The organism is Providencia heimbachae ATCC 35613 (assembly GCF_001655055.1).
Classification (GTDB): domain Bacteria; phylum Pseudomonadota; class Gammaproteobacteria; order Enterobacterales; family Enterobacteriaceae; genus Providencia; species Providencia heimbachae.
In genome coordinates, this window is the sequence record NZ_LXEW01000003.1 from 68,156 (window position 1) to 83,548 (window position 15,393).

Below are 15,393 nucleotides of genomic sequence, written 5' to 3' on the forward strand. Positions count from 1 at the left end.
ATTTTTATTTTTGACTTGAATTTTTGGAATTCTCCTCAAATGACAACAAATATCCATAAACATCGCATTCTTATCCTTGACTTCGGTTCGCAATACACACAACTCATTGCCCGTCGTATCCGTGAAATTGGCGTTTATTGTGAACTCTGGGCGTGGGACGTCACAGAAGAGCAAATTCGAGGATTTAATCCAAATGGGATCATCCTTTCGGGTGGGCCTGAAAGCACTACGGAATCAGATAGTCCACGCGCACCTGACTATGTATTTAATGCTGGTGTACCTGTACTTGGTATCTGCTATGGCATGCAAACTATGTCAATGCAACTCGGCGGTGCAGTCGAAGTTTCTGGTGAACGTGAGTTTGGTTATGCCAGCGTAGAAGTGACGGAACAGTGTGAATTATTCCGTGAAATCCAAGATTCCTTAAACGCTAATGGTAAACCTGTATTAGATGTGTGGATGAGCCATGGCGATAAAGTCACCGCTATCCCTGCTGACTTTAAAACCATCGCGAGCACACCAAGTTGCCCATATGCCATCATGGCAAATGAAGAGAAAAAATTCTATGGTGTGCAATTCCACCCAGAAGTGACTCATACGCATCAAGGTTTGAATATTTTAAAACGTTTCGTCCTCGATATTTGTCAGTGTGAAGCGTTATGGACATCTGCCGCGATTATTGAAGATACGGTTGCACGTTTAAAAGAACAAATTGGCGATGACCATGTTCTTTTAGCACTTTCTGGCGGCGTAGACTCCTCTGTTACCGCATTACTGTTAAACCGTGCGATTGGCAAACGCTTAACCTGTGTATTCGTTGATAATGGCTTATTGCGTTTAAATGAAGCAGAACAAGTGATGGAAATGTTTGCAGGCAAATTTGACCTGAATATTATCCATGCTAAAGCAGAAGATCGTTTTTTGAATGCACTTGCAGGTATCAGCGATCCAGAAGCTAAACGTAAAAAAATTGGCCATGTATTTATTGAAGTGTTTGACGAAGAATCGTCTAAACTACCTAAAATTAAATGGTTAGCGCAAGGAACGATTTATCCTGACGTGATTGAGTCAGCGGCATCTGCAACAGGTAAAGCGCACGTGATCAAATCTCACCATAATGTTGGTGGGCTACCTGATGACATGAAACTAGGTTTGGTTGAGCCATTAAAAGAGCTGTTCAAAGACGAAGTGCGTAAAATTGGTCTTGAGTTGGGCTTACCGTATGACATGTTATACCGTCACCCATTCCCAGGTCCGGGGCTAGGTGTTCGCGTATTAGGTGAAGTGAAAAAAGAGTATTGTGACTTACTGCGCCGCGCGGATGCTATCTTTATCGAAGAGCTACACAAAGCGGACTTATATAATAAAGTTAGCCAAGCATTTACGGTCTTCTTACCGGTTCGCTCTGTTGGTGTTATGGGCGACGGTCGTAAATATGACTGGGTTGTTTCATTACGCGCGGTCGAAACTATCGATTTTATGACCGCTCACTGGGCACATTTGCCATACGATTTCCTTGGCCGTGTTTCAAACCGCATTATCAATGAGGTCGCAGGCATTTCTAGGGTCGTTTATGACATCAGTGGCAAGCCACCAGCAACCATTGAGTGGGAATAGTATAGTTATTGTTGATAACAATCTTTAGTTGTCGATAAATCCAAAGGCATCAGTATCTTACTGGTGCCTTCTTGACTGTACTTATGTATTTATACTGGTTTGAACCAGCTGTTTCGTTGAATTGGATCGAAGTAACCAGCAATACAGTTGGGATTAATTATACATAATTGGATATGGTTTTTATCTCTGAACCCTGCGCCATCATATAGCTCAGCGCCTTCTGGAAACATACCACGAACAGAGTCAATAAAGTTAGGATGATTTTGAATCTGTCGCTTATTTTGGCCTGAGGTGCTTTCTAAGCCGAGTTCCTCTGCGATGAGCTCATTATTTATTTGCTGAAGTCTGAGTATTACTTGGCAATCAAGCTCCCGAACAAAACTTATACCGTTTATATTCACTTTATTACTAGGTAAATCAATTTGAAGTTCTTGGCACTCTAAACTATAAATTTGATATGTTGCTTTAATTTTTTGCAGATGCTCGGAATCAAGTAGATCAATACAATTACCTAATTTGATGAAAGCACCGATGACAGCTGGATTTTTTATTTTGTTACTACGCTTAGCCCAATCTAAAGCTCGATCGTAACTACCTTCCCAAAAATATACCCCATGTCCTAACCAATCATAGTTATTTTCACTGCTAGAAATAGAGGTGCCGTTTTTAACAACCGAGTCAAAAACAGTTCTATCACACCCATGAAACCCAACTACAATCCCAGGTGATATATACATTTATGAAGCGATTCTTTTTATGATTTTACCATTTTGGTTTAAAATCCCAGCTTGCTTTAGTGAGATTTCAATACTTTCTTTTGAGTTATTATATGATGTAATAAACTGTTTTTCCTTTATTTTTTTCTTTTTAAGCGTTGCTAGGCGTTCGTCTAACGCTGCTTGTAAGTTGAACATAATAATCCCTCCCATCACTATAAATTCAATATATTTATCATACTTCATGTTGGTCGGAAGATAAAGTTGAAGAATTAATGAACGCTGATGCGCAATGCCTTTTTATGCAGAAAATTCGATAATATATTCACTAAATTCGCAATTATCACTTGTCCAAATCATTCATCTTGATATCATTCCAAGCCGATATACACCATGTGTATATATTCACTCCCTATATTCACTCCCTATAATCATAAAAATAATCGATTAGGGAATACATCATTACGGCTAAGGAAGAAAACGTGGCATTTCGTTTGAGATATCTTGCATTACTCCCATTACTTGTTGCAACAGCTTGTCAGCAACCAGTAAATACCAACACCATTGCGACACCAAGTGCGCAAGTTCAACCCGCTATTGTCAATAATTCATGGATAGAGATTTCTCGAAGTGCGCTCGATTATAACGTTAAAAAGGTACAGGCATTGTTAGGGGATAAATCGTCCCTGTGTGCGGTGTTAAAAGGGGATGCCTATGGGCATGATCTCTCATTAGTTACACCCGTTATGATCGAAAATAATGTGCAATGTATTGGACTGACCAGTAATACCGAGTTCAAAACGGTTAGAGATCTTGGTTTTAAAGAACGTTTGATGCGGGTACGTAATGCGACTGAAAAAGAAATGGCGCAAGCAACCGAATTTAATGTTGAAGAGTTGATCGGTAATTTAGATATGGCGCAGCGCTTGAATGCCATTGCTGAAAAACAAAATAAAATTATTCCAATTCATTTAGCGTTGAATTCAGCGGGAATGTCCCGCAATGGTCTAGAAGTGGGGAATGCAGCGGGGCTCAATGACGCTAAATTGATTTCTGAACTGCCTAATCTGAAAATTGTTGGCATCATGTCTCACTATCCTGAAGAAGATGAAGCCCAAATTAGAAAAGATTTGGCGAAATTTAATAAGCAATCAAAGCAAGTCATTGATATCACAGGTTTGAAACGTGAAGAGGTGACACTGCATGTTGCCAATACTTACGCTACGATTACGGTTCCCGAATCCTGGCTGGATATGGTGCGTGTCGGCGGTATTTTTTACGGTGATACGGTTGCGACAAATGACTATAAGCGAGTGATGACATTTAAATCTAATATTGCAGCAGTGAATCATTATCCAAAAGGTAATACTGTGGGATATGACCGAACCTATACTTTGAAACGCGACTCAGTATTGGCAAATATTCCTGTTGGTTATGCAGATGGTTACCGTCGAGTGTTTAGTAATACAGGACACGCATTAATTAACGGTCAGAAAGTGCCTGTATTAGGAAAAACCTCAATGAATACGGTAATGGTTGATGTAACGGATTTAAAAAAGGTTCAGCCAGGTGATGAAGTTGTTTTCTTTGGTAAACAAGGAATGCAAGAAATAAGCGCTGAAGAAGTGGAATATATCAGTGGGGCACTATTTACTGAAATGTCAATCTTGTGGGGCGCGACCAATCAGCGTGTACTTGTCGATTAAATGGCACAGTATATTTAGCGCTTTTAATTGATACTGAGCCTGCGCAAGTCGCAGGCTTTTTATGTAAAAGCATTGATGGGACATCATGCAAAGTTTAAAAATAGGATAATAACGTCTTGTTGTTAATTCTATGAAATATACATTCACGATTAGCTGTCGAATCATTTTAGTGAATATGTTAGCGTGAATAGCTATTTTTATCGAAAGAGCCCATGAGTGACTAGTTGAATTTTAAGGATATTTCTATGTATAAAGTTGATTTACATGCACATACCATCGCCAGTACTCATGCTTATAGTACCGTTAATGAGTATTTTTCTGAAGCGGCAAGTCGGGGTGTTAAACTGTTTGCCATTACTGATCATGGGCCAGAAATGCAAGATGCCCCCCATGAATGGCATTTTGGTAATATGCCAATACTTCCCCGTATCGTTAATGGTGTCGGTTTGTTATATGGGATAGAAGCGAATATTAAAAATAAGCTGGGTGAAACAGACTGCAATGAAAAAATCGCCCGTCATCTTGATATTATCTTAGCGGGTTTTCATGAGCCTGTTTTAGCCCCTCAAAGTTTAGCGGATAACACCGAAGCGATTATTGCAACCATCTGTAGTGGTAAAGTGCAAATAATTACTCATCCTGGAAATCCTAAATATCCCATCGATATAACAGCGGTCGCGCAAGCTGCAAAAGAGAACAATGTGGCATTAGAAATGAATAACTCATCTTTTTTGCATTCAAGAGCGGGAAGCCCAAAAAATTGTTTAGAAATTGCTAAAGCAGTTAAAGCGGCGGGGGGCTGGGTATCACTGGGCTCTGATTCTCATTATGCAGGGCATTTAGGGCGTTTTGACCATGTCGTTGCCATGCTTGATTCAATCGAGTTTCCTCAATCGCAAATTTTAAATGTTACACCGCGACGAGTGCTGGATTTTTTAGCGTCTCATGGACGAAAACCAATCCCTGAATTTGCTGATTTTTAATTAATTAAGCTTTTCAGTAAATTTATCTATCAAATAAATTGAATATATAGATATTCTTTAAGAAAAAAACTGATATTAGCTTTTGGTTTTATTTAATTATTTGAATTATATCTATTAAATATGCTTAATTTTGTGTTTTTTATCGAATATTACGTGTTAACAATGTATATAAATAATCAACAAACTAAAAATATTTATGACTCTAAATAACCTATCAAATATATGGAAATCTTTAATCTTGTCCTATTGTGGGGCAATAATAAATTGTGGTTAATTAGAGCGGCAAGAATATTCTTGCTTAAATAATGTTAAGGCACTCAATATGAAAAAGTTATTAACAATCGTGACTGTATTGTCTTTTGCTGTTTCCGGTGCTGCACTTGCAAACTCGACGATAAAATCAGAGCCTATCGCGCCAGTAGCGAAAAGCCATCAAACGGCTAAAGTACATCAGCAAAAAGCGAAAATTGAGAAAAAAGGAATTAAGCAAAATAAAGAAAGCGCGTCTAATGCAGCAAGTACGTTGAAATAATCTATTCTAAAAATTGTCTCGGTGCCATGGGAGAGTAATTCCTATGGCGCTGCTTGTTGGGTTTTATGCTATAGTACGCATCATTTTTAAATTAGTGTAGCCATATGAATTATCAATGTCCTCTGTGTTTTACTCCTCTTAAATTAGTGAATAATAGCTATCGTTGCGAAGCAAATCATCAGTTTGATTGCGCGAAGGAAGGCTATGTTAATTTACTGCCAGTACAGCATAAGCGCTCAAAAGATCCCGGTGATAGTGCTGAAATGATGTTGTCACGCCGACAATTTCTTGATGCGGGGCATTACCAACCGATGCGAGATAATGTTGCAGAGTTATTAGCACATTACTTGCCAGAACAAAATCATACTGTGCTTGATATTGGCTGTGGGGAAGGGTATTACACTGATTATTTTTTACAATCTTTATTAAAGCACTCAAATCAAGTGAGTGTTTTTGGTTTGGATGTCTCGAAAATAGCAATTCGTTTCGCTGCTAAACGCTACAAGTCTATCAATTTTTGTGTTGCATCTAGCCATCGTTTACCTTTTGCAGAGACAAGTTTAGGGGCAATTGTACGTATTTATGCACCTTGTAAGGCGCAAGAGTTGAGCCGTGTATTAATTCCTTCTGGAATATTAGTCACTGTGACACCAGCAGCAGAACATCTGCAAGAATTAAAAGCACTGATTTACGATGAGGTTAAATTACATCCTGATAATGAAGAAGATTTACCAAATTTCACGTTACTAGATGAAAAACGTTTAAAATATAATATGAATTTATCGGGTCAAGATGCCTATGAGTTATTGGCGATGACACCGTTTGCTTGGCGGGCTTCGGAAGAGGTCAAACGATTATTAAAGCTATCTGAGACTAAACATTATACAGCAGATTTTTTGATTCGAATTTATCAATATAATGATAAATAAATATATATTTTTCCCCCTGAGTAATATCAGGGGGAAGTACAGGTATTATTTATAAGGTTAGGGTGCGTACATAAATAATTCTAAATGTTCAAATAGAATATTAAAGCCAATTCCAATGAGTACCATCCCCCCAATAATTTCTGCCTTTTTTCCTAATAGTGGGCCCACATAGCGACCAATCATCATTCCTATCGTCGCCATAATCATGGTCATTAATCCGATAGTCATCGCCGTATGAACAATATCAACTTGTAAGAAAGCTAAACCTAATCCAATTGCCATTGCGTCTAGGCTTGTTGCAATTGCTGAGAATATAAGGCTAGAGGAACTGTGGCTCGATGGTTTAGTACAACATTCGTCGTCTTTCGTTTTTATGCTTTGCCAGATCATGCGAGCACCTAGGACAAATAGCAGGGTAAATGCTATCCAGTGATCCCAACGGACAACGTATTGACTCGCAAGAATACCAATTCCCCAGCCGATAATTGGGGTAATTGCTTCGATAAAACCAAAAATAAAACCAGTACGAAGAATTTCTCTAAAGCGGGGTTTATGGAGTACAGCACCTTTACAAATAGCAACGGCAAATGCATCCATTGATAGCGCAAGCGCTAATATGAGGGTGGCGTAGAAGCTCATAACATAACCTCGGTTGGGTGATTCCATATACACATAAATTACCCCCAACCAAAAGGCTTATTCATGTGTCTATGGTCTTGCCAACCAAATGATGGTGTCCGCACCACGTTTAAAATCAAACGAGCATGTTGATACGGACTTTCTGGATTAAATATAACTCCAGAACAGGCTACTCCCCAATGACGTGGAATGAAAGATACCATAATTTATTTTAAAGGCAACATTTAATTGATTGTGGGTATTAAATGGTATTGAGAATAATTGTCATTGGCGATATTATAAAAAATAAGGTTAATTAAATTTTCAATTAACCTTATTTTTATTGATAATATAGATTACAATTACTTATGATTAATAAGGAATTCATAAATTCTTTGTAAATCATCGAGATGGGTTACTTGCATGTTGATTTTCTTTTGCTCTAAACCAATTATTAATATTCCATCTTCGGATAAATTCATTGTTTTTATTCTATTATATAAAATAAAAGTATTGGCGAAATAAAAACCATCTTGCTTAAAGAATAACTTTGGTTTTCTTATAAATGCTAAGTAAATAGCCATTAAAATAGTAATCATCAATAAGTAAGTGGTTAATGAACTACCATGACGAATAATGTTTGTATAAATAACGATACAAATTAAAACAATAAAGATAATGGCATCAACCCGATGTTTTCGTTTTAGATTAATTTTTAACAGGGTTTTCCCTTTAAGTAGCTGCTGAATAAATTCATCATAAATTGCGTACACAAGCATGATTAAAATGATAATGGCAAGAATGGAATCATTTAAGGTCATTTGAGTGCCCTTGACTAAGTAAACATGCGACAGAGCTTAAGATTAAAAAAGGGAGGCTGCAACCTCCCTTTTCAGTTAATTACAGATAATTATGGCGCTAAAAAGTTTAACCAAGCACCGAGGATCCCTAAACCAAAGAAACCAATGATTATCCATAGGGCATTCACTTTACGACGTAGAAGCCACATACAGGCGAAGGTTAATAGCAATGGGACTAAACCAGGCATTAATTGGTCTAGGATCATTTGAACGGTTGTAATATCTTCCGCACCCGTGGTTGGGTTTTTAATTCGTGAAACCTCAAGAGGGATATTCACATGCGTCCATTTATTAACCAGAGCACCCATGACAAACAAACCGAGTATAGAAGCACCTTCGGTCAGTTTTTGTAGGAAGCCACCGCCAATATCTTGAACGATATCAATCCCTTTTTTATAGCCGTATGAAACACCATAGTAAAGGGTTAATAAACGAACTAAGTTAAAAAGAACAAAAAACAGAACCGGACCGAGTAAGCTTCCCGTCATCGCGATCCCCGCACCTAATGCGGCAAATACCGGACGTACAGTACCCCAGAAAATAGGGTCACCAACACCGGCCAATGGCCCCATTAGACCGACTTTGATACCGTTGATTGCACCATCATCAATATCAGCACCATTGGCACGTTGTTCTTCCATTGCCATGGTGACACCTAGAACAGGGGCAGCGACATATGGATGTGTATTGAAGAACTCAAGGTGGCGTTTAATTGCTTGTTTACGATCGTCGTTATTTTCAGGATAAAGACGACGAATAACCGGAACCATTGCATAGCAAAAACCCAGCGCCTGCATACGTTCAAAGTTCCAAGAACCTTGCAAAAGGTTAGAACGTAAAAATACACCACGAATATCGCTTTGAGTCAGCTTTTTCGCTGTCGGTTTTGTGATATCTACCATTATACGTTCCTCCTAATCTAATTCGTTATCAAGGTTGTTATTACTGTTATTACCTTGTGTTACAACAACTTGTGATTTGTTGTATTTTGGACTGAGCTGGATGTAAAGGATCGCCATCACAGTACCAATTACCCCGAGGGCAACAAGGTTAAAGTCAGTAAATGCCGCGGTGACAAAACCTAAATAGAAGAACGGCATCAGGTAGCCTGCACGCATCATGTTGATAACCATCGCATAACCAACAACGACAATCATACCACCTGCAATATTCAGACCATCAGTCACCACTTGAGGAATAGAGTCTAGCATCTGTTGTACTTCAGACGTACCAACAGAAACTGCCACTATCAGAGCAGGGATGGCAATACGCATTGCTTGAAGTAATAATGCAGAGATATGGATAAAGCCAATAGCGGATAGATTACCCTTGAGCGCAGCTCTATCAGCCGCATGTTGGAATGCGACCGTAATCGTACGCACAATAATTGTCAGCACTTGACCCGCAGCAGCCAGTGGGATTGCAATTGCAATCCCTGCACCAATGCTTTGTCCTCCGGCAATAACGAGGATAGTCGAGATAATCGAAGCTAATGCTGCGTCAGGCGCAACAGCCGCACCGATATTCATCCAGCCAAGCGCTATCATTTCGAGTGTACCACCAATGATGATACCGGTTTTCATGTCTCCCAAAACAATACCAATAAGCGTACAGGCAATGAGAGGGCGGTGGAACTGAAATTCATCGAGGATTGATCCCATACCAGCGATACAAGCGACGATGAAGACCAGTACTATCTGAACAACGGTAAGTTCCATTGTTAAATCTCCTGTAACCAACGAGTTGAAAACTTTTTTGAGTAATGATTAAAAAATCAATGTATTTTAATAAAACGATTATTTTTTAAGCTTATTAATTAAATCCATCATCTGAACTTTGCTATCTGAAGACACTTTACGGACTTCTAGCTCAATCTTTTTCTCGTTCAGATAGTTAAATGCTTCAATATCTTCTTGGTTAATCGATACGGCATTAGTCACCATCGTTTTACCTTCGTGGTAAGCCATGCCACCAATATTGACGGATTTAATTTCTACACCTTCTTCAACAATGCGTTTGACATCGGTTGGATTAGTGAACAACAGCATTACTCGTTCACCCGCATATTTGGGATTGTTATAAACACGAATGCATTTAGCGACGTCGACAACATGCGCGGTAACGCCAGGTGGTGCGACTTGCTTGAGTAAGGTTGAGCGGACGTTATCTTTGGCAACTTCATCACTAACAACAATGATGCGTTTGACATTGGTTTCTTTTGTCCAGCGTGTTGCGACTTGGCCATGAATGAGTCGGTCATCAACGCGAGCAAGGGCAATTACCATATGCTCACCGGGTCCTGCAATAACGGGTTTTGCGGCAGGTGTATCGACAGGAGCCTTAGCCGGAGCCGAAGGAGCCTCTGTTTCAACTTCCTTAAATTTGAATGGACGAATACCGCCACGGCCTGTTTCTAGTGCAACATTAATGAGTTCATCCATTGATGGGTTATCATCACGGCACATAAACGTTTCGACTAACATTGGAACATTCACACCAGTTATAATTTCATAATTGCTATGTTCGTTCACAATGCGGGTTGCGGCATTGAAGGGACTTCCTCCCCATGTGTCTACAAGAAATAACACGCCTGATGAAGTCTCTAATTCAGTTAATTTCTGAGTGTACTTATCAAACAGGGTGTCAGCGTTTTCGCCAGGAATAAAATCAATAAACGAAACGTTATCCTGTTCGCCTATTAGCATTTCCGTGGTTCGTAGGAGTTGCTCAGCAGCAACTCCGTGGGTACCAATCATAATAGCTATACTCACTATTTTTCCCTCATAACAGATAAAACGGAATACGACTTATGGATAAAATTGAAGCCAAAAATTAAGCGCCTTTTTATCAGTTTCCCCTGTAACATAATAGTAGCTGAATAATTACAAACAATGTGATTAACTAATTAGGTATAAGTGTATTATTAGTAACGAATTCAGTTGCAGCATATCATTTTGCCTTATCCTAAAAACTTGTTTTGCGTCAGAAAAATAAGAAAATACCTAAAAGCGCATAACAATTTGCAATATAATTTGAAAAATATCAATTAAATTAAATTATTATAATTCTAATTATTGATTTATAAGATTATTAATTTGTTATCGGTAACAAAAAGTGGTGTGTGATCAGGAAAAAAAAGGCCAAGCGGCTATTTTTTAGTCAGAAAGTTCAATCTTATATTTTGTGACTGTCTATAAATACGACAATTTTTAGCACAAAATAGTTTTTGGTTAATTTGGTTCATGGTTTATTGAATAGATTAGAGAATATAAATCATACGGATGATTAAGTTAGAACGATAAGATTGCCTTGAGGATTGATGGTAGGAAAAGGTTGTTTTTTACGTGCATCTTATTTATCAAGGCTAAAAAAGCGCCGCTTGTGACATAAAATAAACCCCTACACCATTTTCTTGATAATAAAGAATATCGATGTAGGGGTTAGATTAATTATTTAAACGATAAATTAATCACATTGCACTTTGATTGCTAAACCACCTCGTGATGTTTCACGATATTTAGCATTCATATCTTTGCCTGTTTCATACATTGTCTCGATAACTTTATCGAGGGAGACGCGAGGCTCACTGGTTCTACGCAAAGCCATTCTTGAGGCATTAACTGCTTTTACGGATGCAATGGCATTACGTTCAATACAAGGAACTTGTACTTGACCAGCAACTGGGTCGCAAGTTAACCCTAAATTATGTTCCATGCCGATTTCTGCGGCAACACACACTTGTTCAGGGCTTCCACCAAATAGTTCAGTCAAACCAGCAGCTGCCATTGAGCAGGCCACCCCAACTTCGCCTTGGCATCCCACTTCAGCACCTGAAATTGACGCATTCATTTTGTAGAGAATACCAATAGCGCCAGAAGCAAGGAAATAGCGAAGGTAAAGTTCAGGTGTAACAGGCTCAATGCAATGGTTATAATAAGCTAATACTGCTGGCACGATCCCACAAGCACCATTTGTCGGTGCTGTGACTACGCGTCCCCCTGCGGCATTTTCTTCATTAACCGCTAATGCATACATGTTAATTAAGTCGATGACATTCATGGGGTCATTGGATAGCTTACTTGACGATGTCACCAATCGATTAAGTGCGGGCGCGCGACGAGGAACACGCAGAGGACCTGGTAATATGCCTTCTGTATTGAGTCCACGTTCGATACAAGCCAACATGGTGTGCCAAACATCGGCGAAATAGGCGTCTATTTCTTCACGGGAGTGAAGATCGAGCTCATTTTTCATCATCATGCTAGAAATAGATAAGCCTGACTTTTTGCAGTTAAGCAATAATTCTTCTGCTGAATTAAATGGGTAAGAAACGGGTTTGCTATCAAGAGCGGATTCACCGAAGTGCTCTGCATCAACGATAAATCCTCCACCAATAGAATAATAAGTTTTGGTATAAATTTCTTTTTCACCGGCAAATGCGTGGATCGTCATACCATTTTCATGTAACGGTAGGTTATCTTGTCGGAAATTCATACCACCATCATGTGGAAAATCAACCGAATGCGTACCATTGGCTAAGGGTAACTTTTGGGTGTTTTCTACATTTTTAATGAAGGCAGGGATAGATTCAATGTCGACAGTGGCAGGTAAATTACCCGCTAGACCCATAATGATCGCAATATCAGTATGGTGCCCTTTTCCAGTAAGCGATAATGAGCCATAAACGTCAACAGCGACACGAGTGACGCTAGGTAACAATTGCTTGCTTACCAAATCATCGACAAATTCTTTCCCAGCTTTCATCGGACCGACGGTATGAGAGCTTGAAGGGCCAATGCCCACTTTAAACATGTCGAAAACGCTTATCACGCAGGACTCCTTAAAAAAAATATGATTTTATAGTGATTTATTTTAAAAGGCGCTACTTTACTGTTATTTAGTAGTGTTAACCAGTAAGTTTAAAGTATTTTTTGAAATAAGGTAGTTTCGTAAGATGAATTGGTCATAAATGGCACAAATTGCATTTTGTGAAGTCATAAAAATGGCGAAAAAGGCATTATTTTTAGAAGATGTCGTTTAGTAAAAGAAATATCACTAGTTTATCATGCTTTAAAATCAGGGTTAGAGTGAGAATTGTTCTGTTGTGTTTTTTTTAGTAACTATCAAGTTGTAGTGCTAATTGATGGATAATTGAGGCGGTTAATCCCCAAACAAGTCGGTCATTGTACCAATAAAAAAATATTCGATTTTTATGGCCCGAACGGTTGATATCGACATATTTATAACGGTGGAGTGACAATGCATCAAATAGCGGAACTTCAAAGATTGAGGAAACTTCACTTGGATTCGCTTGATAGTGAATATTATCAGGCAGTAAACCTACAATTGGGGTAACTTGATAACCGCCATAACTTAACATTGGCGTAAGTTGTCCTAGAATTTGTACTTTTTCAGGCGGAATGGCGACTTCTTCATAAGCTTCACGTAGTGCAGTTGCCGCCAGTGTTGTATCTTCTGGGTCGCTCATTCCGCCAGGAAAAGCGACTTGCCCAGCATGAGAGCGCAGGAAAGGGGAGCGCTGTGTCAGCAGTAACGTTGGAATAGGTTTATTAATGATCGGTAATAATACAGCCGCAGACTTACCCGCCTGCGAAATGGGTTGGCGGGTAATTGGCAATGTAAACTGAAAACGATTAATAAACTGATTCAGTTTCGTCATTGATATTTAACTCTCCCAATAGAGGTAATATGAGACGTAATTTATCAAAAGTTTCTTGATATTCTTTATCTGCTTGGCTATCCGCTACAATACCACCACCAGCCCAACAGAAAATATGTTTTTTATAAGTTAATAAGGTGCGTATGGCAATATTGGTATCCATATTACCACAAAAACTAATATAGCCGATTGCACCACAATATCCATGTCGTCGATGAGGCTCTAATTCTTCGATAATTTCCATTGCTCTAATTTTGGGGGCGCCCGTAATTGAACCGCCCGGGAAACAGGCTTTTAGTAAATCGACCGCACTATATTGAGGTGCTAAGGTTGCTGTAATCGTGCTGACTAAGTGATAAACGGCAGGGAATGCTTCCACACTAAATAATTCAGGCACTTTTACTGTACCGGGAACAGCGACACGACCAATATCATTACGAAGCAAATCAACAATCATTAAGTTTTCAGCGCGATCTTTAGCTGAACTCGCTAATTTAGTGGCTTGTGCGGCATCTGCCTCAACATCCTCTAATCTTGGCAACGTTCCTTTAATTGGTCGGGTCTGTATTTGCCCATCTTGTAAAAGAATAAAGCGTTCAGGGGAAATACTGATCACGGCATTTTCTGGCAGTCTAATAAAAGAAGAGAAAGGTGCGCCATTACTTTTGATTAAAGTCAGGAAAGCATTCCATTCATCACCTTTATATTTAGCTGTAAATCTTTGAGCTAAATTGATTTGATAACAGTCACCATTGCGTAAGTACTGATGAATACGCGCTATATTTTGATGATAAGTTTCCTGCGGCATGTTGGATTGCCATGCTGTATTCAATTTAAAGCTATTTTTACGTGGTTTCTTTTGGTTATTTAGCCATTCTAAGCGGGTATCAGCATCGTCTACGCTTATCAACGTGACGGTTTTATTGTGGTGGTCAACAACTAAAGCCCACAAGTAAATACCCACAGCCATATCTGGAAATTGTAAATCGGTGGTGGCTATTTCGGGTATCTTTTCAATACGTCGACCGAGATCATAGCTCCAGATCCCCATAGCTCCCCCCTTAAAAGGCAGGGTATCGTCCACTAAGTTATAAGCATTATATTTATCAATAAGTTGCTGAAGAATTTCGAAAGGATTATCTTCGGAGATTTGCGACATTTCATTAGATTCAGTTATCGTTGTCTTTGAACCATTTGTCATAATAGTCGCTACAGGGTCTGCGACAATAATATCGTACTGATTATGCGAATGCTGCGCATTACCTGAATGCAATAACATCGCCCATGGCTGCTGAGCTAAGGGCGTAAAATAATGAATTGCCGCATCTGGGCTATAGGGTAATTGAATTTTATGAATGATCATTTTAATGTACTAAAATTAAGTTCTACAAATGAATAATGTCAGATTAACATATAATCTTATCTTAATAAGGTAAGAGCTGTTAAAATTTGCTGAAAATATTAGTCATTAAGTCTCGCTTTTCGTTCAAGAGGTTCAAATATGTTTTCTGGCATACCGGTATTAAATCATGAAGAACAACAAGAAGCTGTTGATAAAATTCATCAATTGATAGCTGATGGAATGAGCAGTGGAGAAGCAATTGCTTTGGTTGCTCAGGAAATTAGAGAAAAGCATCAAGGGGGAGAGCACGTTCACATGCTTTTTGAAGATGAAGATGAAGATGAAGATGAAGATGAAGACGATGCTCAAAATTAATAATATTTAAACATACTATTAACATTCATATGTAA

The 15,393-nt window shown here is 38.8% G+C and carries 16 protein-coding genes and 1 riboswitch; of the genes, 6 read left to right on the top strand and 10 right to left on the bottom strand.

Going from position 1 to position 15,393, the window contains the following annotated elements; translation table 11 throughout:
- Positions 1-39: 39 nt before the first annotated feature.
- Entirely contained in the window at positions 40-1,617 is a 1,578-nt protein-coding gene (guaA, locus tag M998_RS00390) for a glutamine-hydrolyzing GMP synthase (protein WP_068907095.1), read from the top strand.
- 89 nt (positions 1,618-1,706) lie between these two features.
- On the opposite strand, the gene M998_RS00395 is transcribed toward guaA, so the two are convergent.
- Positions 1,707-2,354, bottom strand: coding sequence for a hypothetical protein (locus M998_RS00395; RefSeq protein ID WP_068907096.1), 648 nt, complete (start codon positions 2,352-2,354; stop codon positions 1,707-1,709).
- Positions 2,355-2,531: a hypothetical protein gene (locus M998_RS19485; protein WP_156510933.1), complete on the bottom strand. Its 177-nt coding sequence runs from the start codon at positions 2,529-2,531 to the stop codon at positions 2,355-2,357.
- 284 nt (positions 2,532-2,815) lie between these two features.
- Between M998_RS19485 and alr the strand changes: the two genes are divergently transcribed.
- The 4 genes from alr to rlmA all read left to right on the top strand — a co-directional run bounded on the left by alr (position 2,816) and on the right by rlmA (position 6,483).
- The gene (gene alr, locus M998_RS00400; protein ID WP_068907097.1) at positions 2,816-4,039 is read left to right on the top strand and encodes an alanine racemase; all 1,224 of its coding nucleotides are present in this window, start codon (positions 2,816-2,818) and stop codon (positions 4,037-4,039) included.
- Between the two features lie 245 nt (positions 4,040-4,284).
- Entirely contained in the window at positions 4,285-5,022 is a 738-nt protein-coding gene (locus M998_RS00405; RefSeq protein ID WP_068907098.1) for a phosphatase, read from the top strand.
- 322 nt (positions 5,023-5,344) lie between these two features.
- A complete protein-coding gene (locus M998_RS00410) occupies positions 5,345-5,554 on the top strand; it encodes an acid-shock protein (protein WP_068444350.1) in 210 nt (69 codons plus the stop codon).
- Between the two features lie 104 nt (positions 5,555-5,658).
- Positions 5,659-6,483, top strand: a complete 825-nt coding sequence (gene rlmA, locus M998_RS00415; RefSeq protein WP_068907099.1) for a 23S rRNA (guanine(745)-N(1))-methyltransferase — start codon at positions 5,659-5,661, stop codon at positions 6,481-6,483.
- A 57-nt stretch (positions 6,484-6,540) separates the two neighbouring features.
- Here the strand turns inward: rlmA and mntP are convergent, their stop codons facing one another.
- From mntP to pabB, 8 genes are all read right to left on the bottom strand, one after another.
- Positions 6,541-7,122 (bottom strand): manganese efflux pump MntP, encoded by a 582-nt coding sequence (gene mntP / locus M998_RS00420; protein ID WP_068446503.1) that lies wholly within the window; start codon positions 7,120-7,122, stop codon positions 6,541-6,543.
- Positions 7,123-7,162: 40 nt separating this feature from the next.
- Positions 7,163-7,312: riboswitch (yybP-ykoY riboswitch) on the bottom strand.
- Between the two features lie 151 nt (positions 7,313-7,463).
- Positions 7,464-7,922, bottom strand: a complete 459-nt coding sequence (locus M998_RS00425; RefSeq protein ID WP_068444344.1) for a DUF986 family protein — start codon at positions 7,920-7,922, stop codon at positions 7,464-7,466.
- 89 nt (positions 7,923-8,011) lie between these two features.
- On the bottom strand, positions 8,012-8,863 hold the full coding sequence (locus M998_RS00430; protein ID WP_068444341.1) for a PTS mannose transporter subunit IID: 852 nt from the start codon (positions 8,861-8,863) through the stop codon (positions 8,012-8,014).
- Between the two features lie 12 nt (positions 8,864-8,875).
- A complete protein-coding gene (locus M998_RS00435; RefSeq protein ID WP_068907100.1) occupies positions 8,876-9,679 on the bottom strand; it encodes a PTS mannose/fructose/sorbose transporter subunit IIC in 804 nt (267 codons plus the stop codon).
- 78 nt (positions 9,680-9,757) lie between these two features.
- Complete coding sequence (gene manX / locus M998_RS00440; protein ID WP_211272257.1) at positions 9,758-10,732, bottom strand: PTS mannose transporter subunit IIAB; 975 nt, start codon at positions 10,730-10,732, stop codon at positions 9,758-9,760.
- A 694-nt stretch (positions 10,733-11,426) separates the two neighbouring features.
- Positions 11,427-12,791: an L-serine ammonia-lyase gene (locus M998_RS00445; RefSeq protein WP_068444333.1), complete on the bottom strand. Its 1,365-nt coding sequence runs from the start codon at positions 12,789-12,791 to the stop codon at positions 11,427-11,429.
- Positions 12,792-13,074: 283 nt separating this feature from the next.
- Positions 13,075-13,641, bottom strand: a complete 567-nt coding sequence (locus tag M998_RS00450) for a CoA pyrophosphatase (protein WP_068444330.1) — start codon at positions 13,639-13,641, stop codon at positions 13,075-13,077.
- Entirely contained in the window at positions 13,616-15,004 is a 1,389-nt protein-coding gene (gene pabB / locus M998_RS00455) for an aminodeoxychorismate synthase component 1 (RefSeq protein WP_068907101.1), read from the bottom strand. The genes M998_RS00450 and pabB overlap by 26 nt, the downstream gene beginning before the upstream one ends.
- A 138-nt stretch (positions 15,005-15,142) precedes the next feature.
- Between pabB and M998_RS00460 the strand changes: the two genes are divergently transcribed.
- Complete coding sequence (locus tag M998_RS00460; protein ID WP_068907102.1) at positions 15,143-15,358, top strand: YoaH family protein; 216 nt, start codon at positions 15,143-15,145, stop codon at positions 15,356-15,358.
- Positions 15,359-15,393: the final 35 nt, after the last annotated feature.

Coding starts and splice junctions, on each gene's coding strand:
- guaA (WP_068907095.1), top strand. CDS start 40: ATGACAACAAATATCCATAAACATCGCATTCTTATCCTTGACTTCGGT.
- M998_RS00410 (WP_068444350.1), top strand. CDS start 5,345: ATGAAAAAGTTATTAACAATCGTGACTGTATTGTCTTTTGCTGTTTCC.
- pabB (WP_068907101.1), bottom strand. CDS start 15,004: ATGATCATTCATAAAATTCAATTACCCTATAGCCCAGATGCGGCAATT.
- rlmA (WP_068907099.1), top strand. CDS start 5,659: ATGAATTATCAATGTCCTCTGTGTTTTACTCCTCTTAAATTAGTGAAT.
- M998_RS00435 (WP_068907100.1), bottom strand. CDS start 9,679: ATGGAACTTACCGTTGTTCAGATAGTACTGGTCTTCATCGTCGCTTGT.
- M998_RS00450 (WP_068444330.1), bottom strand. CDS start 13,641: ATGACGAAACTGAATCAGTTTATTAATCGTTTTCAGTTTACATTGCCA.
- M998_RS00460 (WP_068907102.1), top strand. CDS start 15,143: ATGTTTTCTGGCATACCGGTATTAAATCATGAAGAACAACAAGAAGCT.
- M998_RS00405 (WP_068907098.1), top strand. CDS start 4,285: ATGTATAAAGTTGATTTACATGCACATACCATCGCCAGTACTCATGCT.
- mntP (WP_068446503.1), bottom strand. CDS start 7,122: ATGAGCTTCTACGCCACCCTCATATTAGCGCTTGCGCTATCAATGGAT.
- M998_RS00395 (WP_068907096.1), bottom strand. CDS start 2,354: ATGTATATATCACCTGGGATTGTAGTTGGGTTTCATGGGTGTGATAGA.
- M998_RS00430 (WP_068444341.1), bottom strand. CDS start 8,863: ATGGTAGATATCACAAAACCGACAGCGAAAAAGCTGACTCAAAGCGAT.
- M998_RS19485 (WP_156510933.1), bottom strand. CDS start 2,531: ATGTTCAACTTACAAGCAGCGTTAGACGAACGCCTAGCAACGCTTAAA.
- M998_RS00425 (WP_068444344.1), bottom strand. CDS start 7,922: ATGACCTTAAATGATTCCATTCTTGCCATTATCATTTTAATCATGCTT.